At 58.9% G+C, this 21,381-nt stretch carries 19 protein-coding genes and 1 pseudogene; 5 read left to right on the top strand and 15 right to left on the bottom strand.

All coding sequences use genetic code 11. The features are described from left to right. Positions 1–4 precede the first annotated feature (4 nt). Complete coding sequence (locus AC0L7L_RS12415; RefSeq protein ID WP_473509294.1) at positions 5–1,366, bottom strand: NAD(P)-dependent oxidoreductase; 1,362 nt, start codon at positions 1,364–1,366, stop codon at positions 5–7. Positions 1,367–2,054: 688 nt separating this feature from the next. After that, entirely contained in the window at positions 2,055–2,426 is a 372-nt protein-coding gene (locus AC0L7L_RS12410; RefSeq protein WP_272212255.1) for a hypothetical protein, read from the bottom strand. A 335-nt stretch (positions 2,427–2,761) separates the two neighbouring features. Here AC0L7L_RS12410 and AC0L7L_RS12405 point away from each other — a divergent pair. Together AC0L7L_RS12405 and AC0L7L_RS12400 are read left to right on the top strand one after the other, a co-directional pair. Continuing rightward, a pseudogene (locus AC0L7L_RS12405) lies at positions 2,762–3,965 on the top strand (pyridoxal phosphate-dependent aminotransferase). Between the two features lie 270 nt (positions 3,966–4,235). Further along, positions 4,236–5,225: a transporter substrate-binding domain-containing protein gene (locus AC0L7L_RS12400; protein ID WP_473509292.1), complete on the top strand. Its 990-nt coding sequence runs from the start codon at positions 4,236–4,238 to the stop codon at positions 5,223–5,225. Between the two features lie 4 nt (positions 5,226–5,229). On the opposite strand, the gene AC0L7L_RS12395 is transcribed toward AC0L7L_RS12400, so the two are convergent. Further along, positions 5,230–6,114, bottom strand: coding sequence for a LysR family transcriptional regulator (locus AC0L7L_RS12395; RefSeq protein WP_473509290.1), 885 nt, complete (start codon positions 6,112–6,114; stop codon positions 5,230–5,232). A gap of 96 nt (positions 6,115–6,210) precedes the next feature. Between AC0L7L_RS12395 and AC0L7L_RS12390 the strand changes: the two genes are divergently transcribed. Then, positions 6,211–7,233 (top strand): NAD(P)H-binding protein, encoded by a 1,023-nt coding sequence (locus AC0L7L_RS12390; RefSeq protein ID WP_473509288.1) that lies wholly within the window; start codon positions 6,211–6,213, stop codon positions 7,231–7,233. A gap of 4 nt (positions 7,234–7,237) precedes the next feature. On the opposite strand, the gene AC0L7L_RS12385 is transcribed toward AC0L7L_RS12390, so the two are convergent. The 4 genes from AC0L7L_RS12385 to trxB all read right to left on the bottom strand — a co-directional run bounded on the left by AC0L7L_RS12385 (position 7,238) and on the right by trxB (position 12,138). Continuing rightward, entirely contained in the window at positions 7,238–8,332 is a 1,095-nt protein-coding gene (locus AC0L7L_RS12385) for a calcium:cation antiporter (RefSeq protein ID WP_272212246.1), read from the bottom strand. Positions 8,333–8,365: 33 nt separating this feature from the next. Further along, complete coding sequence (locus tag AC0L7L_RS12380) at positions 8,366–9,481, bottom strand: alkene reductase (RefSeq protein WP_473509285.1); 1,116 nt, start codon at positions 9,479–9,481, stop codon at positions 8,366–8,368. A gap of 762 nt (positions 9,482–10,243) precedes the next feature. Continuing rightward, a complete protein-coding gene (locus tag AC0L7L_RS12375) occupies positions 10,244–11,140 on the bottom strand; it encodes a LysR family transcriptional regulator VtlR (RefSeq protein WP_334313086.1) in 897 nt (298 codons plus the stop codon). A 20-nt stretch (positions 11,141–11,160) separates the two neighbouring features. Then, on the bottom strand, positions 11,161–12,138 hold the full coding sequence (gene trxB / locus AC0L7L_RS12370; RefSeq protein ID WP_272212244.1) for a thioredoxin-disulfide reductase: 978 nt from the start codon (positions 12,136–12,138) through the stop codon (positions 11,161–11,163). A 211-nt stretch (positions 12,139–12,349) separates the two neighbouring features. Between trxB and AC0L7L_RS12365 the strand changes: the two genes are divergently transcribed. Continuing rightward, a complete protein-coding gene (locus AC0L7L_RS12365; RefSeq protein WP_272212243.1) occupies positions 12,350–12,814 on the top strand; it encodes an Lrp/AsnC family transcriptional regulator in 465 nt (154 codons plus the stop codon). A 10-nt stretch (positions 12,815–12,824) separates the two neighbouring features. Here AC0L7L_RS12365 and AC0L7L_RS12360 read toward each other — a convergent pair whose 3' ends face one another. Further along, complete coding sequence (locus AC0L7L_RS12360; protein WP_473513912.1) at positions 12,825–13,343, bottom strand: glycosyltransferase; 519 nt, start codon at positions 13,341–13,343, stop codon at positions 12,825–12,827. Beyond that, positions 13,237–13,965, bottom strand: coding sequence for a glycosyltransferase (locus AC0L7L_RS12355; RefSeq protein WP_473509282.1), 729 nt, complete (start codon positions 13,963–13,965; stop codon positions 13,237–13,239). The genes AC0L7L_RS12360 and AC0L7L_RS12355 overlap by 107 nt, the downstream gene beginning before the upstream one ends. A gap of 250 nt (positions 13,966–14,215) precedes the next feature. On the opposite strand from AC0L7L_RS12355, the gene AC0L7L_RS12350 reads away from it, so the two are divergent. Next, the gene (locus AC0L7L_RS12350) at positions 14,216–14,947 is read left to right on the top strand and encodes a hypothetical protein (RefSeq protein ID WP_473509280.1); all 732 of its coding nucleotides are present in this window, start codon (positions 14,216–14,218) and stop codon (positions 14,945–14,947) included. Positions 14,948–14,977: 30 nt separating this feature from the next. On the opposite strand, the gene AC0L7L_RS12345 is transcribed toward AC0L7L_RS12350, so the two are convergent. The 6 genes from AC0L7L_RS12345 to AC0L7L_RS12320 all read right to left on the bottom strand — a co-directional run bounded on the left by AC0L7L_RS12345 (position 14,978) and on the right by AC0L7L_RS12320 (position 21,312). Beyond that, positions 14,978–16,030 carry an ABC transporter ATP-binding protein gene (locus AC0L7L_RS12345; RefSeq protein WP_272212240.1) on the bottom strand — a complete coding sequence of 351 codons (1,053 nt, stop codon included), beginning with the start codon at positions 16,028–16,030 and terminating at the stop codon, positions 14,978–14,980. A gap of 11 nt (positions 16,031–16,041) precedes the next feature. After that, positions 16,042–16,884: an MGH1-like glycoside hydrolase domain-containing protein gene (locus AC0L7L_RS12340; RefSeq protein ID WP_473513910.1), complete on the bottom strand. Its 843-nt coding sequence runs from the start codon at positions 16,882–16,884 to the stop codon at positions 16,042–16,044. Then, a complete protein-coding gene (locus tag AC0L7L_RS12335; RefSeq protein WP_473509277.1) occupies positions 16,859–17,347 on the bottom strand; it encodes an MGH1-like glycoside hydrolase domain-containing protein in 489 nt (162 codons plus the stop codon). Before AC0L7L_RS12335 ends, AC0L7L_RS12340 begins: the two co-directional genes overlap by 26 nt. Further along, on the bottom strand, positions 17,344–18,591 hold the full coding sequence (locus AC0L7L_RS12330; RefSeq protein WP_473509275.1) for a carbohydrate ABC transporter permease: 1,248 nt from the start codon (positions 18,589–18,591) through the stop codon (positions 17,344–17,346). Before AC0L7L_RS12330 ends, AC0L7L_RS12335 begins: the two co-directional genes overlap by 4 nt. Beyond that, the gene (locus AC0L7L_RS12325; protein ID WP_473509273.1) at positions 18,591–19,895 is read right to left on the bottom strand and encodes a carbohydrate ABC transporter permease; all 1,305 of its coding nucleotides are present in this window, start codon (positions 19,893–19,895) and stop codon (positions 18,591–18,593) included. The genes AC0L7L_RS12330 and AC0L7L_RS12325 overlap by 1 nt, the downstream gene beginning before the upstream one ends. Before the next feature lie 70 nt (positions 19,896–19,965). Then, positions 19,966–21,312 (bottom strand): ABC transporter substrate-binding protein, encoded by a 1,347-nt coding sequence (locus AC0L7L_RS12320; protein WP_272212234.1) that lies wholly within the window; start codon positions 21,310–21,312, stop codon positions 19,966–19,968. Positions 21,313–21,381: the final 69 nt, after the last annotated feature.

Genomic DNA, 21,381 nt, shown 5'->3' with positions numbered 1-21,381 from the left:
CTCCTCAGGCCACAGCGCTTGCAAGCGGCGCTTCGCCGGCAAGTACGTGATTGATCGAAATGGCGGCGTCGCGGCCCTGCGCGACCGAGGTCACCGTCAGGTCCTCGCCCTTCTTGACGCAGTCGCCGCCGGCCCAGACATCGGCAAGCGATGTCCGGCCCTCGGCATCGATGGCGATGCGGCCGTTTTCCAGTTTCAGGCCTTCGAGATGTTCGGTGACGAAGGTCTGGCCAATGGCCTTCAGCACATGATCGGCGGCGATCACGCCGGTCTCGCCGGTGGCGACAAGCTTTCCGTCCTTTACCTCGGTGTGTTCGAACAGCACGCCGGCGACCTTGCCGTCCTCGCCAAGGATTTCCTTAGGCGCCAGATAGTGGCGAATGAACACGCCGCGTGAGGCGGCCAGCTCCTGCTCGAATTTCGAGGCGCCCATGGCATCGCCGCCGCGGCGGTAGCAAAGCGTCACTTCCTCCGCGCCAAGCAATTTCGCCTGCACGGCGGCGTCGATTGCGGTCATGCCGCCGCCCAGCACGACGACTTGGCTGCCGACGGCGATCTCGGCGAGATCACCGGCCTGGCGGATCGCTTCGATGAAGTCGACGGCGTTTTCGCATCCCGCCAGGTCCTCGCCGGCAACGCCGAGTTTATTGACGCCACCAAGGCCCAGCCCAAGAAACACGGCATCATAATCGCGGCGTAGCTCGCCAAGGGTGAAATCGCGGCCGAGCATTTGCTCGCCGCGGATTTCAATGCCGCCGATTTCCAGCAGGTATTCAATTTCCTTCTGGGCAAAATCGTCGACGGTCTTGTAGGCGGCGAGGCCATATTCATTGAGCCCGCCGGCCTTGTCCTTCCCCTCGAGCACGATGACATCATGGCCGGCCATGGCAAGGCGGTGGGCGCAGGCAAGCCCTGCCGGCCCGGCGCCAACGACGGCGACGCGCTTGCCGGTTTCAGTTGCGCGGGCGTAGAACTGCTTGTTTTCAGCCATCGCGGTGTCGGTCGCATAGCGCTGCAAAAGGCCGATCTCTACCGGCTTTTCCTCCGCCGTGTTGCGCACGCAGGCTTCCTCGCACAGCGTTTCGGTGGGACAGACGCGCGCACACATGCCGCCGAAAATATTCTGGTCGAAAATAGTCTTGGCCGCGCCCAGCGGATTGTCTGTAGAGATCTGCCGGATGAACATAGGTATGTCGATTGCCGTCGGACAGGCCGTCATGCAAGGGGCGTCGTAACAGAAATAGCAGCGATCGGCTTCAACCGCTGCTTCATGTCGGTCCATGGGCGGGTGCAGATCGGAAAAATTCTTGTGGTAGTCGTCGGGCGCCAGGCGCCCGCCTTTTAAGGCAGGTTCCAGATTTCGCATCGCAATGTTCCCCGTTTTTTAACGTTGTTGGAAGGAATGCTACTGCGAAATTAAAATTTTATCAAAGGGTAAAAGTTTTTGCCGGTGCCTGCGTTTCCCGTTGGGGAAAAGGCTGTGCGCATATTCGCTGATATAGCGTTGTTCAAGCCGCCTTTACGTGTTTGTTGCTGCTGGATGGGTCCGGCCCGTCAGTCTGGCGAAGCCAGCAAACAATTGCCGCATCTCGTCCATAGAATAGTTAACGATATATTCGCTGTGGTGTTCTGAAGGGATCGCTATGCTGGCCAAGTGGGCGAGTTTTTTTATTTCGGATATGATAGCGCTTTCATGTTGCGGAAGCAGCGCTGCCAATTCGATAAACCAAGGCGCGAATGGCGCGGTCATTCGCGCAAATGATGGTATGCCGGGTGCCGGCGGTGTCAGCACCGTGCAGCCCTTTTTGATGCAGAAAGGCGCCTTGCCAGGATTCAACCATGCAAGGGCGATGTCATTTCTGCAGGAGCGCCGCCGCTGGGTGCCAAATTGCAGAGCCCGGGGGCAAGTTACCCTGCCTTGTGCTGGGCAGGCGATCAAGCGCCATTTTCGGTTCGGTCCCAATGGTTGCACAAGGGTCGCAACGCTGACAGGCGCTGCTGATCTCGGGAAATGGCAGCCGGACGTGGTCGCATTCCGATATGGTGTCGAGAGACTAGTTCATATCGAAAAACTTGCGCTTCTTGCGTTTGACATCGGCCTGCAGATGAACAACGTTTTCACGCCACAGATAAGACGCGCCAGCAACCATAGCGACACATATCACCAGCATGAGGCCGATCATCAGATCCCGCGCGGCCACATGCGTGGACAAACTTGCAAGGGCATTGTCGCTATTGCCGGGGAAGGGCAGGTATGGCGAAAAGAAACCGGTCGAGGCTTCGCTGCCGTTCAGCGCTGCCGAAACCATGGTTTCCTGAGCGACCGCCTGCAATGGCGCCAGTGCCACGCATATCGGCGTGGCGATAATAGCCAGCACGCGCAAGCCACGTTGCAACACTCCTGATCGTCTGATTGTTTTCAGCATCCGCGCTGCGATCCTCATGAGCCATCTCCTTTTGGCGGGTCTCTCGGCATATGGGAGAAGGCCATGAAAATGCGACTCCTTCTGGATAGAACGTGGTGGAACCGGAACCATTTTGCGGCAGATTCTGGGCGCCGTCGGCTGCGCTCGGATTTGGCCCTCGAAACGCCTTGCGGAAAAGCAGGCGTTTCGCGCAGATCACAATGAAAGACGAATTGATGCAAATACGCGGATAGCGCTTGAAACGGCGGGCGAATTGGGCTTAGACCAAGCACTTGGAAAACGTGCCGCGATCCGGCGGCTTTCCAAGGTTCAATCTAGACATCAGGACATTGAAAATGGCCCTTCTTGCTGACGCTCTTTCTCGTGTGAAGCCCTCTGCCACCATCGCCGTGGCGCAGAAAGCACGCGACCTCAAAGCGAAAGGGCGCGATGTCATCAGCCTCGGCGCCGGTGAACCGGACTTCGACACACCGGACAACATCAAGGCGGCTGCCATCGAGGCGATCAATCGCGGCGAGACAAAGTACACACCGGTGCACTGGCATCCAGCCGCTGCGCGAGGCAATCGTCGCCAAGTTCAAGCGTGAGAACAATCTCGACTACAAGCCCGCGCAGACGATTGTCGGCACGGGCGGCAAGCAGATCCTGTTCAATGCCTTCATGGCCACGCTGAACCCCGGCGATGAAGTTGTCATCCCCGCGCCGTATTGGGTTTCCTATCCGGAAATGGTGGCGCTTTGCGGCGGCACGCCTGTTTTCGTTTCCGCCAGGAAGGAAGACAATTACAAGCTTCAGGCCGAGGATCTGGAAAAGGCGATCACGCCCAAGACCAAATGGTTCATCTTCAACTCGCCGTCCAACCCGTCGGGTGCAGCCTATACGCATGATGAGCTGAAGGCGCTGACCGATGTGCTGATGAAGCACGAAAACGTTTGGGTGCTGACTGACGACATGTATGAGCACCTGACCTATGGCGACTTCAAATTTGCCACACCTGCCGAAGTTGAGCCCGGCCTTTACGACCGTACGCTGACCATGAACGGTGTGTCGAAGGCTTACGCGATGACCGGCTGGCGCATCGGCTATGCGGCCGGTCCGGAAGTGCTGATCAAGGCAATGACGACGATCCAGAGCCAGCAGACCTCCGGCGCCTGTTCTATTGCGCAGTGGGCCTCTGTCGAGGCGCTGAACGGCACCCAGGATTTCATCCCGGAGCGCAAGGCCGCCTTCGAAAAGCGCCGTGATCTGGTGGTCTCGATGCTCAACCAAACAACCGGCCTCGAGTGCCCTGTGCCGGAAGGTGCGTTCTATGTCTATCCGTCCTGCGCAGGCCTGATGGGCAAGACTGCACCCACGGGCAAGGTCATGAACAATGACGAGGATTTCGTCACCGAGCTTCTGGAATCCGAAGGCGTTGCCGTGGTTCACGGATCTGCCTTTGGTCTCGGACCCAATTTTCGGATCTCCTACGCGACGTCAGAGGCCGCGCTGGAAGAATCCTGCAAGCGTATTCAGCGTTTCTGCGCTGCCTGCCGCTGATTGCGGCCATGATTATATGAGACAAGGGGCGTGCCACCGGCGCGCCCTTTTTCATTGCGGAGGGCGCTTAACAGGCGGTTGCAATGGGGGTATAGCCGTGGCTGTTCACTATTGAGGCCGGGGTACCATGCGACGCATTCTTTCAGTTTGTTCCGACAGGTTTTGCAAGGCTTGGTTTTTTTCGCCCTCATGCTGGTTGTCTTCCTTGCCGGTTCCGCTTCGGCTGAGGAGGCTGCCAGTTCGCTACCCGCCCCGTCCGGGAGCACCCCCATGGCTATCGGCGTGCACAGTGTGCCGCCATTCGTGATGAAGGATCGGGACGGCTCTTGGTATGGCCTCGGCGTTGACATGATGAAAGCGCTCGAGCGGTCCTTGCAGCTCGACTATCATTTTGTGGAGACTGCGCCCGGCGACATGGTTGCCAAAGTCGCTGATGGCACGCTCGCCGCCGCGATCGGCCCGGTCCCCATCAATGCGCGCGACGAGGCGGTGATCGATTTTTCACAGCCCTATTATAGCGGCAGTGTCGGTGTCGCACTAAGGATTGTCGACCGGCTCGGCCCGCGCTTTATGCTGGAGCTTCTGACTTCACGGGCCTTTCTCTACATGCTCGGCCTGCTGACCGGTCCCGTCTTCATCATCGGTGCGTTGATCTGGCTTCTCGAACGGCGCGCCAACCCAGAGCAATTCGAACCGCGGCCCGCGCGCGGTGTGTTCTCCGGTTTCTGGTGGGCGACGGTGACGATGACCACGGTCGGTTACGGCGACAAGGCGCCGGTGACCTTTTTCGGCAGGTTGCTGGCGATGTTCTGGATGTTCGCGGCCCTGATCCTGGCCGCCATCACCACCGCTCAGCTCGCCGCAGGGCTGACCTCCTCGATCAGCAACAGTACCATTGAAAGTGTCGGTGACCTGGCGGGGCTTGACGTCGGCACGGTCGCTGGCTCCGCTGCCTCTTTCGAGCTGGACGTCCTGCATGTCACGGCAACGGATTATCCCGGTGTTACTGCGGGACTGGACGCGCTGGACAAGGGGGAGATCGATGCCTTTGTCTATGACAGCGCGGCATTGCAGTGGGGGCTTCGCAACTATTCCGGGCTCTACCTCACCGGGCTTTCGTTCTCGCAGCAGAATTACGGCTTGATCCTGCCGCAAAACGACCCGAGCCGTGAAGCGCTCAACATTGCCATCCTGTCGACGCTTTCGAGCGAACAATGGCATCTGATCGTGAACCGCTATCTGCCATCGAACAGGCGTTAAGCGTTCAGGCAATATAGGTCTTCAGCCCTTTCACCAGCGCATCGAAAGTTATCCGACAGCGCGGCGAGTGGCGTAGATCCTCGTGCATCACCACCCACAGCGGCAGGCTGAGTGGTATCTGTCCATGCAAGACCTCAACAAGATTAGGGTCCCGGCGGCCGAGCGGTGCCTGGCAGAAACCGAAGCCGCAGCCTGCGCGGATGGCCGCCAATTGCGCCAGATTGCTGTCCGAGCGGAAATCGAAGGTAGGTATTTTCATGTCACCGAATGCGCTTAGCGCTTCGCGGATATAGACTAGTTCGTGATCAAAGCCGATGGTCGGCATGTCTGCGAAATCCTCTAGGTTTTGCGGTTCGCCATGACGTTCGATCACCTCCTTGCGGGCGAAGCAGCAGATCGGTATTTCGCCGATCTGGCGGACCACAAGAGCGTCCTGCGTCGGCTTTACCAATCTCAGCGCGATATCGGCCTTGCGGTTCAAAAGATCTTCCACCGCATCGGAAACCGAAACCTCGATATCGAGCGCGCGGTTCGCGGCCATCAGGGGGGCGAGAATTTCGGGCAGGACCTCGATGGCGATCACATCGCTGGCGCTGATCCTGACTGAGCCGGCCACGGTGGTCCGGGTTTCCGAGGCAGTGCGGCGGATGGCGTCGGCGGAAGCGGCCATGGCCTCCGCAAGGTGGCGCATTGCGCGTGCCGTGTCGGTTGGCTCGAGCCCGCGTTGCGAGCGGGTAAACAATTGCTGGCCGGCCTCGACCTCCAGCGCCTCGATATGACGGCCGACGGTGGGCTGGGTCAGCCCCAGCCGGCGGGCAGCGCCCGAAAGCGAGCCGGTATCGAGTACGGCCAGCAAGGTGCGGTAATAGTCCCAGTGTGCTCTATCCATAAAATTATGTATAGCGATGCAACAAATTTATACAATTCCGTTTGGTAACTTGTTGACTGATAGTCCGCGGCGAACTTCAGGCAAAGGACAGAACCGATGACAGAATCAAAATCCGGAAATGCGCTAACCATGCAATCGCTTGCCCTTGTTCTGGGCGCCAGCGGCGGTGTTGGCGGGGCGGTCGCGAAATCGCTTCTCCAGCGCGGCTATCGTATCCGTGCGATGAACCGCAATCCCGAGAAGCAGGCGGAAAAAAATCCCGCTTATGAGTGGGTTCAGGGCGACGCCATGTCGCCGAAGGATGTGATGGTAGCGGCAGAGGGGGCGACCCTCATCTTCCACGGTGTCAATCCGCCGGGCTACCGCAACTGGCAGCAGCTTGTGCTGCCGATGCTGGACAATACGATCGCGGCTGCCAGGGCCAACCGTGCGCGCATCCTGTTTCCGGGCACGGTCTATAATTTCGGGCCCGACGTGCTGCCCGAGCCCAGCGAAGACAGTCCGCAGAACCCGACCAGCCGCAAGGGCGTGATTCGTGCCGAGGTGGAAGCGCGCTTGCGCGAGGCTGCCTGGAACGGCACGCAGGTTATTCTCGTCAGGGCAGGGGACTTTTTCGGCGGTGCCAATGGGGCAAGCACCTGGTTCGGCCAGATGGTCAAGCCAGGAAAGCCGCTGCGCTCGGTCACAAGGCTGGGCGCTCCGGGTGTCGGCCATCAATGGGCCTATCTCCCGGATCTTGGCGAAACCTTTGCCGCGCTTGACGGGCGCGCCGGCGAACTTCCGGCCTACGCAAGCTTTAACTTCGAAGGTTACTGGGACGCGAACGGCGCTGGCATGATCGAAGCCATTCGGCGCGTCTCGGGCAACCCGAAACTGCCGGTTCGCCCGTTTCCCTGGTTTGTGGTGCCGCTGCTTGCGCCATTCGTTCCGCTGATGCGGGAAATTCTGGAGGTGCGCTATCTCTGGCGCGTGCCTCTGCGTATGCGCAACGACCGGCTGGTGAAGGCTCTTGGGCGCGAGCCGAGAACGCCGATCGATGAAGCCATCGCCACTGCTCTTGGCAATCTCGGGGTGAGCAAAGCCGCGCCGCAATGCGCCAAGCGTCCAAGAGCAGCCTGAGGACTCAAAGACCGAGAAACGAAAGCATGATGAAGGTTGCGAACAGCACGAAATGGGTCATGCCTTCGATCGCATTGGTCTCGCCGTCATTAACGTTGATGGCGGCGGCGACCAGCGTGATGGCAACCATGGTGATCTGAACCGGGGTCATTGCCATGGTGAAGGGTTGCCCGGTGAAAAGCGCAATCGCCTCGACCACGGGTACGGTCAGAATGACAGTCGAGAGCGAAGCGCCGAGCGCGATGTTGACGACGGCCTGCATTCGGTTCTTCAACGCTGCCCGCAAGGCTGTGAGGATTTCCGGACCGGCTGCGATGGCCGCCACCAGGATCGCCGTCAGCGCCAGCGGCGCACCGGTGCCTTCCAGGCCGTGTGAAAGGAGGGCGGCCATGAATTCCGCCTGAAGGCCGATCAGCATCACGCCTGCCAGAATCACACCCACTGAAAGGGCTATTGCGCCTTGTTCTTCGTCGCTTGCAGCGTCATGCTCGGCACCTTCGCGCATTTTTGGATAGCGATAGGAGAAGAAATAGCTGTGCTGGCCAACCTGCATCTTCAAAAACAGCGCGTAGAGCGCCAGCATCGCGATAATGGTGAACGCCGAATAATAGTGCCAGCTATCCTGCGGCACAAAATCCGGCACGATCATCGCTATGCCCATGGCGGTCAGGATCATCACCGAATAGGTGCGGCCCGAATCGTCGTTGTAGGCCTGTTCGCCGTGTTTCAGTCCACCAAGCAGGGCTGCCAGACCAAGAATGCCGTTGATGTCGAGCATGACGGCGGAATAGATCGTATCGCGCACCAGCGTCGGTTGTTGGCTCTGCTGCATCATGATCACAAGGATCAGCACTTCGACCACAACGGCCGAGAGTGTCAGGATCATCGTGCCGTAGGGTTCGCCCGCCTTGGCGGCGAGGATTTCGGCATGATGGGCGACCCGCATCGATGCACAGGCGATCGAGATGATGAGCAAAGCGGCTGCGATCAGTGCGAAGACCTGACCGGCCTCCATGGCGGCATGTTCGAACTGATAGGCGAGCAAAGCGACAGGCACCGCCTGCAATAGCAGGATTTCACCGCGCAGGAGTTTCAGCATTGTCTAGACGACCCTCGTTTACCGGCTTTGCTGTCAGCCGCCGAGCACAGGGTAATCGGTGTAGCCCTTTGCATCTCCGCCGAACAGCGTCCTCTGATCCAACGCATTGAGCGGCGCATTGATCCGCAAACGGCGAACAAGATCGGGATTGGCGATGAACGGACGACCAAAGCAGATCAGGTCAGCGCGCTCCTTTTCGAGGGCCTCGATAGCGAGCGGTCGGTCATATCCGTTATTGACCATCCACGCACCCGAGCCGTCCGTGCGGTAGTAGGTTTCCCGCATTTCCGCGTAGTCGAACGGTTCGGGTCCCTGCTGGTACGTCCGGTCACCACCGGTAGCGCCCTCGACGATGTGAACATAGGCGAGATCGTAGGCGCTTAGCTGGCTAGCAATATAATTGTACAGCGCCTGCGGTCTTTCATCGTGGACATCATTTGAAGGCGCGACGGGAGACAGGCGGATAGCTGTGCGCCCCGGTCCGATTTCACGGGAGATACAGCCGACAATATCAAACATGAACCGTGCACGGTTCTCAAGCGGCCCGCCATAGAGATCGGTGCGCTGATTGCTGCTTGAACGCAGGAACTGGTCGATGAGATAACCATTGGCCGCGTGAATTTCCACACCGTCGAACCCTGCCTCCAGGGTACGCGCCGCCGCCCGTCGATAGTCTTCGATGATGCCCGAAATCTCGAACGGTTTCAGATGGCGGGGTAGTGAGGTTTCGATGAAGTCGCTTGTGCCGTCGGAATAGACAACGAAGGACTTTGCCTTGGCCTGGATCGCTGACGGGGCGACCGGCGGGTCACCGAAAGGTTGGAGCGATTTGTGCGAGATGCGTCCGACATGCTGGAGCTGGCAGAATATCTTGCCTCCCGCTTCATGCACGGCTCTTGTTACATTCTGCCAGCCCTCTACAGCCTCATCGGTGTAGATCCCCGGCACGTTGGAATAGCCCTGGCCCTGCTCGGTGATTGCTGTCGCCTCGGATATGATGAGGCCTGCACTGGCACGCTGGCGATAATATTCGACATTGAGCTCGTTCGGAACATTGTTCGGTGAACGATTCCGCATCAGCGGCGCCATGATGATGCGGTTCTCGAGTGTAACATCGCCGATCGTTATGGGATCAAAAAGATTGGCCATAAAATTCCTTCCCGATTCGGGCCAGCAGCCTCGAGTGTCAGTGTTTAGCCTAGCCCGGAGGTGCGCGCAATTTTGCTGTCACTGTGGGGAAATCCCGCCAAAATCACCCCTGAGCATCAAAACAACCTAAATCAGAAAAGACAAGAAAATGTATACGAGCCCGTTGCCGAAACCAAGCTTTTGGGGTCGCACGGGCGTAGCGGAGAACACAAGGTAAAAAAAGGGCCTCCGATAGGGGCCCTTGTTAGGTGTGAAGGTAAAACCTCCAGAGGGGAACAGCTGCTGCAGCGAGACAAACGAGTCGCCGCCTTGTGCATCAGCTATGATTGCATATGGTTCTTTTTTGTGCGCGTTGCAATAGTTTTCATCGTTTCATGCGAAAAAAAGCGACATGAAATGCGGGCAAAAAAAGAGGGCCACCGTAAAAACGGGGCCCTTTGAGTTAGAAGGTCTCTCAAAACCTCCAGAGGGGAACAGCTGCTGCGGTGCACCAGGGAGAAGTTGGGCACCCACTGCATCAGCTATGTGCGATATGCTCCCAAATTAGGCATTCTGCAATGCGAGTTTCTGCATGGCAGCCATGCGATAAATGAAAATCGCAGCAAAAGGTGACTATTGTAAAGCAATTTAACGATGTGCCTAAAAAATATACAGTTTTGATGGCTATCGGCACGCTGCTGATACGCAGGAAGGCGGCCCTGCGTCGATGGTTTGAGGCGAAACAGTAAATGTGGATGGTGGAGGAGTGCGCGGTAGCTTGCTTTAGAAGCTCCAGTTGCGCGATTTGGCCACGATGAAATCGCGGAAAACCTTCAACTTGGCGGAGTTTTTCAATTCGTCCGGATAGCAGAAATAGGTGTCGAAACTCGGCACGTCTGCGTGGGTGACAAGCTGGAGCAGGCCCGGGTCGCGGCCGACGATATAATCCGGCAGCATTACTATGCCGATTCCCAGAAGTGCCGCGCGTTTGATTGAGGTCAGCGAATTGATCTGCAAATGGGCCGGGCGCGGATTGTCAGGTGACCGGCCGGCGATCTCCAGCCAGTTCACATCAAGCAGATAGGCCGGGGCCGGTTCGCCAAAGGTGATGACGCGATGATTGTCCAGGTCCTCGATCGACTGTGGTTCGCCGTGGCGATTGATGTAGGAGGGCGAGGCATAGACATGCATATGCACCGTGAACAGCTTGCGCTGGATCAGATCGGGCTGCTGCGGCTGGCGCAGACGGATGGCGCAATCCGCATGGCGCATGTTCACGTCCAGCTCTTCATTGTCGAGGATCAGCTGGATCTGCATGTCGGGGTAAAGCTGCAGGAACTCCTGGACCTTGTCGGTCAGCCACCCCTGGCCGAGGCCGACCGTGGTGGTCACCCGAAGCTTGCCTGAGGGCTTTTCCTTGGTCTCCGTCAGCCGGGAGCGCACACCCTCAAGCTTCAGCAATACGTCATGGGCTGTACGGTAGAGCAGCTCGCCCTGTTCGGTCAGGATCAGGCCGCGCGCGTGCCGGTGAAACAGCTTGACGCCGACATCCTGTTCAAGGGCGCTGACCTGACGGCTGATCGCGGACTGGGACAGGTGCAGCTTGTCTGCCGCATGGGTGAACGAGCCGGCCTCTGCTGCGGCATGAAATATGCGCAGCTTGTCCCAGTCCAGAGGCATACTCGTGCTTTTCATAAACCCTACTCCGCGGCCGCCAGTGTAGCTGTTTTCTGCTCGGTCAGAAAGCGTTCGGCTTCAAGTGCGGCCATACATCCCATTCCCGCCGCCGTCACGGCCTGTCTGTAGTTGTCATCTGCAACATCGCCGGCGCCAAAAACACCTGGAAGACTGGTTTTTGTGGTGCCCGGTTCTATCCAGAGATAGCCGTTTGGTTTCAGCTTGAGCTGGTCGCGAATCAGGTCGACCTGCGGCGCGTGGCCGATTGCGATAAACACGCCATCAGCATCGATTGTTGTCTGCTCACCGGTCTTGACATCTTTCAGCCGAACGCCGGTAACAGACGGCGGCAGCGGCGGTACCGCGGTGGTCCCGACAATTTCCTCGACGGCATGGTTCCAGGTGACTTTGACGTTTTCGAGCGCGAAAAGCCGCTTTTGCAGGATTTTCTCCGCACGGAATTCGTCGCGACGATGGACCACGGTCACGGATTTGGCAATGTTGGCGAGGTAGAGCGCTTCCTCTACCGCCGAATTGCCGCCGCCGACAACGATGACGTCCTTGCCGCGATAAAAGAACCCGTCACAGGTAGCGCAGGCCGACACGCCGCCCCCGTTGAATGTCTGCTCGCTTTCAAGCCCAAGCCATTTGGCCTGGGCACCGGTTGCGAGGATCACGGTATCGGCCGTCCACACCGCGCCTGAATCCGTGGTGGCTGTGAAAGGCCGCTTGGAAAGATCGAGGCTGCTGACCAGATCATTGACGATTTCGGTACCGACATTTTCGGCCTGCGCCAACATCTGTTCCATCAGCCACGGCCCCTGGATCGGGTCGGCGAAGCCGGGGTAGTTCTCGACATCGGTCGTGATCGTCAACTGGCCGCCCTGTTCAAGGCCGGCAATCAGGACGGGCTTCATCATTGCGCGTGCGGCGTAGATGGCAGCGGTGTAGCCGGCAGGGCCTGAGCCGATGATCAGAACCTGTGTGTGATTGTCTGGCATATCAAATCCTTTCAGCGCGTCATAAGCACGAACAGCGGCGCGCTGGCCTGAATAAGCGTCTTGGAACATTTATGGCCGGACCGCTACCAGTTTCAAGACCATGGGATAGCTACCAACAGACCATTTCATTTTGTTGAAAGAATCCTGCGGAGTGTTGTAATAATATTGCTCAAATTGCTTCGCGTCCGGAACCCTTCCCCAGGAGACACAAATGCGCGCCGATCTCGATTCCGTTGATCTCAAGATTCTGCGTGAGTTGCAGAGCGATGGCCGGATGACCAATGTCGAACTCGCCGAACGTGTCGGAATCTCGGCGCCGCCCTGTCTGAGGCGTGTGCGCCGGCTCGAGGAAGCCGGTATAATCGAAGGCTTTGCCGCGCTTTTGAACGCGCCAAAGCTCGGCTACGATCTCGTCGCTTTCTGTATGGTCGGGCTGAAGCACCAGTCGGAAGCCGAGTTGAAAGCATTTTCAAAGGCGACCAAGGACTGGCCGATCGTGCGCCAGGCATGGATGACGTCCGGCGAAACCGACTTCCTGCTGCACTGCGTTTCGGAAAACCTGATGCAGTTTCAGGATTTCGTGATCGAGGTTCTGACCACGGACACCCATGTCGACACGGTGCGCACGATGCTGACCATCCGGCAGGTCAAGAAGGAAGGGCTCGTGGCCATCTGATTGCCGGTTGTCAGTCCGTGCCGAGCAGTTTTTCGTAGGCGGAGAATTCCTTCTCCAGCATGGTGTTGACGGTGAAATGCGTCAGCACATGGGCGCGCGCGGTTTGCCCCATCGCCCTCAGAGCTTCGGGGTCGGAAAGGGCAGCATCGATGGCCGCACCGAACGCTGCGGGATTTGCGGGCGCAACAAGATAGCCCGTCTTGCCATCGATCACCGTCTCGAGGCTGCCGCCGTGATTGGTGGCGATGATTGGCGTGCCCATCACCTGCGCCTCGATGGCAACCCGCCCGAAGGCTTCCGGTCGGGTGGAGGCGGAAACGGCAACATCGGCAGCGGCCATCACTGCGGGAATGTCGCGACGGCTTCCGGTAATCGTCACCCGGCTCTCAAGCCCCAGTTCGCCGGTCAGGCTTTTCAATGCATCAACGACGCTGGCGTTGCCCGAGCCGACGATGGCTAGATGAAAACGCTTGTTTTCGGCAAGCGGCAAGGCCTCGATGAGGTAGCGATGACCCTTCCAGTCGGTAATGCGGCCGACGATCGCAACAAGTGGCTGACCGGCTGCTGCCCCCAGCTCGGCCCGGGTGCGCGATATTGTTCTCGTCCGTCAGCGCTGCGGGATCGAAGACGGCCGTGTCGACACCGCGCGGCGCGACGATGATCCTGTCGGCCGGGAACCCGTAGACAGCGACGATGTGATCGCGGATGAAGGCCGAATTTGCCACGACCAGTGGACCTTTCAGCATGACGCGGGCATAGGCGCGCTTCAGGCCGTTGCCGTGACTGTAGAGCCCATGAAAGGTGGTGAGGAAATGCGGTGTCCGCTTCGCGCGCCGGCAGGCCAGCCAGCCAGCCCAGGCCGGTGCGCGGCTTCGTGCATGAACGATGTCTATGGCGTGTTCATCGATGATCCGGGCCAGTTTTGTTGCATTGGCATTGATCGCCAGAGGTGACTTTCGCCCGACCTTCAGATCGATGTGATGGGTGCCGGTCGCCTCCAGCGCAGGCAGAAGCGCGCCGCCGTCGCTTGCGACCCAGTTCTCGACACCACGGCGTGCAAGATAGGCAGCCATCTCCAGCGTGCCGCGCTCGACACCGCCATCGCCAAGGGCGGGCAGCAGCTGAAGAATGCGCAAGGGTCTATCAGTCATATTGTTTTCCTTCGATGCCGCATGCGTCAAAGGACAACGGCATTGGCTTTCGTGAACCACTGAAGCGATCTAATCCAGATGCCCTGTCCAGCACAATGCTCCGGACCGCATTTGCCGGATGCTGCCCCCGGCTTCGCGACATTGCGCATAGACAGAATACTGGCAACGAGGCTAGAAGACTTTGCATCCGGTCTGCCGTCGGCCCATTTCGGGCGCCACGGTCAACGCTGATTTTCGAGGACGTATCCTGTTGCAAACCATCGTCTGCATGAAATGGGGAACGCGCTACCCGGCGCTTTATGTGAACCGGTTGTGGGCGATGATCAAGCGGCAGACGCAACGGCCGACGCGGCTCGTCTGTTTCACCGATGATCCCGCAGGCGTCGACGCCGAAGTCGAAACCTTCCCGCTTCCCGATATCGAGATCGAGGAGGCGATCGCCTATACGCCCTGGCGCAAGCTCTCGCTGTGGCAAGCCCCGCTTGCCGACCTGTCCGGCGACGTTCTGTTCCTCGATCTCGATATCGTCATCACCGGCAATCTGGACGCGATGTTTGATTTCCACCCCGGCAAGTTCTGTGTTTGTGAAAACTGGACGCAGCTTGGCAAAGGGATCGGCAACACCTCCGTGTTTCGCTGGCATGTCGGCAGGAATACCCACATTTTCAGTGATTTCGAGGCGAACGGCGTCGCGATACGCGGGAAATACCGTATCGAGCAGGTCTATATTTCCGATGTGATCGACGAGATGGTGTTCTGGCCAAAGGAGTGGTGCGTGAGCTTCAAGCATACGCTGATGCCGCGCTGGCCTCTGAATTTTTTCAAAGTGCCTGAGCTCCCGGCGGCCACAAAGGTTGTCGCCTTCACAGGCAAGCCGGATCCGGACGAGGCGGCAATCGGCAAATGGCCCGTGGAAGCCCCCTGGAAAAGACTGTACAAATTTGTCCGGCCAACGCCATGGATCGATGAGCATTGGGGCTAGTTCTGTTCGAACTGGTCCTGAACCGCCGCTCTAAAGCGCCAGACCGGCTTCATTGAAGAAATGCAGTTTGTTCTCCCGGAAAGACAGCCCGATCTCTTGACCGCGAATGTTCGCCTCGATTTCCGCGGCGCGCACGATCTGCCGTCCGGCATCGCCGCAATCGACATAGAGAAACGTGTCTGAGCCAAGATATTCTAAGATTTCCACCGTGCCGGTGATCTGGCCTTCGCCGGGCTTGACGATCTCGATATGCTCCGGCCGGATGCCAAGCGTTGCCGGCGTGCCTTCGGTGCCCTCAGGTAACGCGCCGCCGCCATGACCCTCGATCTCATATCTGCCGCCCGCACCGGTACAGGGCAGAATGTTCATCTTCGGCGAACCTATGAACTGGGCGACGAACAGATTGTCAGGTTTTTCGTAAAGATCGCGCGGTGCACCGATCTGCATGATCCGGCCATCCTTCAGCACCACGATCCGGTCGGCAAGGGTCATCGCCTCGACCTGGTCGTGGGTCACATAGATCATCGTGGTGCCCAGTGTTTCGTGCAGGCGTGCGATTTCGAAGCGCATTTCGACCCTGAGCGCTGCGTCAAGATTTGAAAGCGGCTCGTCAAACAGAAAGCCCTTCGGTTCGCGCACGATGGCACGGCCGATGGCGACGCGCTGGCGCTGACCTCCGGAAAGAGCTTTGGGCCGGCGGTCGAGATAGTCATCGAGTTTCAGAATATCGGCGGCCCGCCCGACCTTCTGCTCGATTTCCGTTTTCGGACTGCCGGCGGTCTTCAGCGAAAAACCCATATTGTCGCGCACATTCATATGCGGGTAGAGTGCATAGGACTGGAACACCATGGAAAGCCCGCGTTCGGACGGCAGCCGGTCGGTGACGTCGTTGCCGTCCAGCAAAATGCGCCCGCGGCTGGTTTCCTCGAGCCCCGCAATCATCCTCAGCAGGGTCGATTTTCCGCAGCCGGACGGGCCTACGAAGATCACGAATTCGCCGTCCGCGATCTCAAGGTCGATGCCCTTGATGACCTGCAGGTCGCCGAACCATTTTTCCACATTCTCAAGCCGGATCGCGCCCATTTTATTCTCCTTCAGCCTGCCTGCAACATGTCGTCGCCCGCGAGCCCGGACGGATTGGCCCAGGCGAGATGGATCGCCGCTGTCCAGGTGAACAGCTTGCCGCCAAGACCCTCGCCGGAGATCGGGTCGAAATACTCAAAAAAGCCGGATTTCTCGACAGCGCGCCGCGTGTCATTGCGTATCCGTTCGGCAATGGCATCGTGGCCCTTTTCGGCCAACCCGATGCCGATCATGTAGTTGACCACTGACCAGATCGGTCCGCGCCAGTAACGCCGGCTTTCAAATTGCGGGTGGCGCGGGTCCCAGCTTGGAAAGCCGAAGGAGCAACAGTCGAGAACGGCGGCGATTTCCTGCGTCACACGCGCCTGCTGTTCGGCGCTTCCTGCATCGGCATAAAGCGCCATTGCCGAAGCGTTTGTAAACGCGGTCGAAAGGCTGCCCGAGCGCAGATCTTTGGCGACATGACCGTTGACGTCGTCGCTCCAGAAGCTGTTGCATCCCTGCTTCGAATGCTTCAGCCAGCTTTCCGCCTCATCGCGGATACCGGGTTCGTTAAAGTCGTCCGCCAGTTCGGCAAGATCGCGATCGCCGCGCATCAGCGCGAACTGGACGCAGGGATCAACCATGAAGAACGGACCGTTGCGGGCGATTTCCAGGTGGTCCCATTTGCACGCTTGACCGAATTTCACGATGGTGAGATAGCGGTTGTATTGTTCCACCGTTGGCCGTTCGGACGGGTCCACATGGGTAATGTCGCGGCGCGGCAGATCACCGAGATCCTCAGGCACCGCAATCTGCGCCATGCCGATATCCCAGTCCGGGCAGTTGTCACGGCCGGATTCCCACGGATGGATGATGCCGACGACCCCTGTTCTCGTCCGGGTCGCGATAGGTGTGGAACCAGCGATGCCAGGCGTGAAGCTTGTAAAACAGCGCTTTGGTGCGTTCCCGGTCCACCGCGCCGCCGGTCTTCATCATTGTCAGCATGGCGCTGGCTGCAACCGGTGGCTGGGAATGGCCGGATGACGGCGGGATGGTGTTGGATTTCCACATTTCCGGGCCGGGAAAATAATCGGGGTCTGTCTTGTGGAAGATGATGTGCGGCACCATGCCATCATCCCACTGGCCGGAAAACAGCGTCTCGATTTCTTCCCAGGCGCGGTTGCGGTCAAAGGTGGCAAAGCCGAGTGCGGCAAACACGGAATCCCATTCCCACTGATAGGGATAAAGCCTTGCCGTCGGCACGGTGTAGCCGCCGCGGTCATTCATGCGGAGAATGTCGATCGCCTGTTGCTTGAGAGAGACTTGCATCGTCATCCTTTCACGCTGCCGGCTGTCAGCCCCGCGACCAGGAAGCGTTCGAACCACAGGAAGATGAACAGCACCGGCACGGTCGCGATCACCGCACCCGCCATCAGGTGCTGGCGCGGCACTTCGGATGAGTTCAGTGAAACGACCCCGCGCGAGAGCGTGAACATGCTAACATCATCCAGGAACATGAAGGCGAACAGAAACTCGTTCCAGGCAATCATGAAGACGTAGAGTGAGACGGAGGCCAGCGCGGGCAGGGCCAGCGGAAGCGTGATCTTGAGGATCACGCCGGGGCGCTTCAGCCCGTCCATCAGCCCGGCTTCTTCCAGTTCGGACGGCAGCCCGCGGAAATAACCCTGCAACATATAGAGCGCGACGGGAATGGTGGTCGCCGGGTAGACGATCATCAGCCCGATCAGCGAATTTCTGAGTCCGAGCTGCGAGAACACCGAATAAAGCGGAATGACCAGAACGATGGCCGGCACCATGTAGATCATCAGGATCGAGCGCGACAGGAAGGCCTGTCCAGGAAATCTCAGCCGCGCCACGGCATAGGCGCCAGGCACGGCGAAGGCCAGCGTGATGACGACCGTTGCGACCGATACGATCGCCGAGTTCATCAGGAATGTGCCGAAGGAATAGACGGTGAACAGCTCGATATAGGAATTGAACAGCCCCGATAGCCCCTGGGTCAGATCAATCGACAGGTCAAGCGGATTGGAGATCAGTGATTGCTGGCTTTTGAAGCTCGTCATCACCATCACATAGAAGGGAAGGGCGACTACGATGGTGAACAGCGTCAGCCCAAGCCCCTTCATGAAGCGCAGGAAGACCACTTCCAGATGATAGCGGCCGATCCTGCCCGATGACTGGTCGTGCAGAACCGCGACGATCGACCACCAGACGGCAGCGATAAAGGCGGCAAGGGCTGCCAACTGCGGTAATATCGTATAGGCAAGCGAAAGGCCGAAGGGTTCGCCGAAGGTCGCAAGCATCAGGACGGTGAAGATCGCGATCACCATGCTCGCTTGCACCTTGGCGCCCCGGCTTTTCGGCGTGTCACGGGTCTTGACCGGTGCGAGCGAATAGATCATCGCGCCGATGGCGCCGGCAAGCCCGGCAATGCCTATCGGGGGTGCGCTCGGCTCACCGGAAAACAGCGTGAACACCAGGCCGATGACGATCATCCAGACAATGCCCCAGAAGGCTCCGACAAGAATGGCGGCGATGAAACCGGTTCCGATACGCATCATCCATCATCCTGCGGTGAGAATTTGAAGAAGACCAGCGAGAAGAACAGCAGCACCGCAAACACCACCACGGCAACCGCCGCGCCCGCGCCGAGGTTGGAAACGGCAAAGGCCTGTTCATAGACATCGACCGTCAGCGTTCTGGTGCCGGCGGCCCCGCCGGTCAAAAGGAAGATGTCGTCGAACTTGTTGAAGGTCCAGATGAAGCGCAGCAGGAACAGCACGGCAAGAATGCCGACAAGCTGGGGCAGCGAGATGTACCAGAACTGCTGCAGCGGGGTTGCGCCGTCAATCTCGGCCGCCTCGTAGACATCGGTGGAAAGCGCCTGCATGCGCGCCAGGATGAACAGGAAGGAGAGCGGAAAATAGCGCCACGCCTCAAACGCAATCACCGTCGTCAGCGCCACCGGGAACTGAAAGGTCAGACCGAAGATCGAGATGTCGACATCGCGCTGGCCAAAGAAATCGATCGGTGTTCCGATCATGCCGGAGCGTAGCAGAAGCGCGTTCAGCGTGCCGGAATAGGGATCGAGCAGTATCACCCAGGTAAAGGCGACAGCGATCACCGGTGCCACATAGGGAAACAGGAAAAGCCCGCGCAGCATGGAACGGCCCCTGAAGTTCTGGTTCAGAAGCTGGGCCGCAAACAGCCCCAGCACCAGCGCGCTCGCCGTGCCGAACACCGTATAATAGAAGGTGACACGCAGAACCTTCCAGAAATCAGGGGATGAAAAGATGCGCTTGAAATTGTCCAGCGTGAACGAGAAATTGGTGAGGATATTGTCCGATTTGCCGAAGGCCGCCGCGGCGCTGTCGCGCGGGTTTTCCGGCGAGGTCAGATAGGCAGTGTCGGCGATCACCTGCAGACGGATACGGTCGCGGAACTTTTCCGGCAGATCGCCCAGCGTGCAGGTCAGTTTCCGGCCGGAAAGCGTGCAGCGCTCGTCAAGACCGCTGACTTCGAGGCCATCGGGGATGATATCGACGAAGCCGGCCTGGTAGATCGAGGCTTTCTGGGAGGTGTTGCGCAGGCGGTATTCGAGCTCGGCAGTATCGCCTGCCTGTTCGAGATCGCCGCGCAGGCGTTCATTGATGTTGAGTTCCGGCGCGCGCAGATCAGACAGCGTGACCGGCTTGAAGGAAATCCAGAAATTCGCGATCAGCGGCAGCAGCACCACGGCCAGCACGATCAGAAAGGTCGGCGCCAGCATCGAATAGGCGAAGCGCATCTCGCGACGCGCCATCCGTCCATAGGTTTTCGGCGGCTTCGGCGCGGTTTCCGCCTTGTCGGTCATGTCGGACATTGGATCAGCCTTCGGAAGTGAACGAGCCGGGCGCTATTGAAGCGCCCGGTGGTTGGTTCTGGCTTCGGGATCAGTTGATCCCGGAAAGCTCCGAATTCAGCATTTCGACGGCTTCTTCGCCCGAAATTTCGCCGTCGATATACTCGCGCACGACCTGATTGATGATCTGGCTGTTGATCATCTTCGAGGCGAGCGCCAGCTGACCTTCCTTCACGCCCCAGCGGTTGGCGGTCTCAAGACCGGTGACGATCTTCTGCACCGTTTCTTGCGGATAGAGATCGGCAAGCGGCGCCTTGCGATCGACGCCGACCGGCAGTGTCGCCCATTCATCGACAAATTTGCTGGGCTCGTCCGTCGTGCCGCGACGGACCGGGAACTTGCCTTCCGGCGCCATCGACAGCGTATTCATATAGCCCTCATTCATCGAGAACTTGATGAAATCGGCGGCGATGTCGAGATCGGTGGCATCCGCCGTCACCCCGAGATAGCGGATATCGGCCCAGGCCGCGCCATCCGGATTGGACGGGCCCGAGAAGGTGGTGACGACATCGGTCACCTGCGCCAGCGCGTTGGAGGTCGGGTCGTCGTTGATGGTCGGCGGCGCACTGTCGCGAAGGCCGGCCAGCTCATCAAGAATGAAGGGCGACCAGATGATCATCGCCGCTTTGCCGTCGAAATAAAGCGCACGCGATTGCTGCCAGTAGAGTTCGCCGGCAGGCGAGGCATCGGCCAGCGTCTTGTAGAAGTCGAGAACCTCGATGGTTTTCGTTTCATCCAGCGGTTTGAAGCCGTTTTCATCGACCGGCGTGACGCCATTGGCGAGGAACACATGTTCCAGCACCTGGCTCATGAAGTTCTCGTCGATCTTGGTGGCGGCCACGAAACCGTACATGTCCGGCGGATTGTGCAGCGCTTCGACAGCGGTCGCAATATTCTCGAAGGAATCCGGCGGGGCGAGGCCGTTTTCGTCAAACAGATCCTTGCGGTAGATGATCATCTGAGTCCAGCCGTCAACCGGAACGGCGGCGGTCATGCCCTCGAACTGGGCCATTTCGATGGCGCCGGGCGCAAACGTGTCCAGGCCGAGGTCATTGACGATCTCGTCATTGATTTCAGCGTCAAGAATGCCGGCTTCCGCCCAGGGCAGCACATACTGAACGGTCAGATAGATGACATCGGGCAGGTCGCCGGCGGCATAGGCTGCAGTGGCGCGGGTACCGAGTTCGGATTCCGTCACAGGAATGACCTGCACCTCATTGCCGGTCTCTTCCATGAAGGCATCGGCGATTTCCTGCTGTTTGGCCAGCCGCTCGGGCTGCTCTTCCGTTGTCCAGAAGCGGATCGTTTCCGCCTGGGCCATCGATGCCGCGCTCGCCGAGAGCAACAACACCGCCGTCAGTTTCGTCAGGGTCTTCATCTTCGTCCTCCACTCATTTACAACGGAAAACCATCGTTCGGCTTTCCTCCATGGCCCGAAAAGGGTCGT

It is taken from the genome of Martelella sp. K41-7, assembly GCF_055808365.1.
The sequence above is the reverse complement of the archived record's forward strand: the minus strand, read 5'-3'. Positions and strand labels throughout refer to the sequence as shown.

What these genes read in the sequence shown, in the direction of transcription:
- AC0L7L_RS12415 (WP_473509294.1), bottom strand. Translation starts at nt 1,366, where the DNA reads ATGCGAAATCTGGAACCTGCCTTAAAAGGCGGGCGCCTGGCGCCCGAC.
- AC0L7L_RS12410 (WP_272212255.1), bottom strand. Translation starts at nt 2,426, where the DNA reads ATGCTGAAAACAATCAGACGATCAGGAGTGTTGCAACGTGGCTTGCGC.
- AC0L7L_RS12400 (WP_473509292.1), top strand. Translation starts at nt 4,236, where the DNA reads ATGGCTATCGGCGTGCACAGTGTGCCGCCATTCGTGATGAAGGATCGG.
- AC0L7L_RS12395 (WP_473509290.1), bottom strand. Translation starts at nt 6,114, where the DNA reads ATGGATAGAGCACACTGGGACTATTACCGCACCTTGCTGGCCGTACTC.
- AC0L7L_RS12390 (WP_473509288.1), top strand. Translation starts at nt 6,211, where the DNA reads ATGACAGAATCAAAATCCGGAAATGCGCTAACCATGCAATCGCTTGCC.
- AC0L7L_RS12385 (WP_272212246.1), bottom strand. Translation starts at nt 8,332, where the DNA reads ATGCTGAAACTCCTGCGCGGTGAAATCCTGCTATTGCAGGCGGTGCCT.
- AC0L7L_RS12380 (WP_473509285.1), bottom strand. Translation starts at nt 9,481, where the DNA reads ATGGCCAATCTTTTTGATCCCATAACGATCGGCGATGTTACACTCGAG.
- AC0L7L_RS12375 (WP_334313086.1), bottom strand. Translation starts at nt 11,140, where the DNA reads ATGCCTCTGGACTGGGACAAGCTGCGCATATTTCATGCCGCAGCAGAG.
- trxB (WP_272212244.1), bottom strand. Translation starts at nt 12,138, where the DNA reads ATGCCAGACAATCACACACAGGTTCTGATCATCGGCTCAGGCCCTGCC.
- AC0L7L_RS12365 (WP_272212243.1), top strand. Translation starts at nt 12,350, where the DNA reads ATGCGCGCCGATCTCGATTCCGTTGATCTCAAGATTCTGCGTGAGTTG.
- AC0L7L_RS12355 (WP_473509282.1), bottom strand. Translation starts at nt 13,965, where the DNA reads ATGACTGATAGACCCTTGCGCATTCTTCAGCTGCTGCCCGCCCTTGGC.
- AC0L7L_RS12345 (WP_272212240.1), bottom strand. Translation starts at nt 16,030, where the DNA reads ATGGGCGCGATCCGGCTTGAGAATGTGGAAAAATGGTTCGGCGACCTG.
- AC0L7L_RS12335 (WP_473509277.1), bottom strand. Translation starts at nt 17,347, where the DNA reads ATGACGATGCAAGTCTCTCTCAAGCAACAGGCGATCGACATTCTCCGC.
- AC0L7L_RS12330 (WP_473509275.1), bottom strand. Translation starts at nt 18,591, where the DNA reads ATGCGTATCGGAACCGGTTTCATCGCCGCCATTCTTGTCGGAGCCTTC.
- AC0L7L_RS12325 (WP_473509273.1), bottom strand. Translation starts at nt 19,895, where the DNA reads ATGTCCGACATGACCGACAAGGCGGAAACCGCGCCGAAGCCGCCGAAA.
- AC0L7L_RS12320 (WP_272212234.1), bottom strand. Translation starts at nt 21,312, where the DNA reads ATGAAGACCCTGACGAAACTGACGGCGGTGTTGTTGCTCTCGGCGAGC.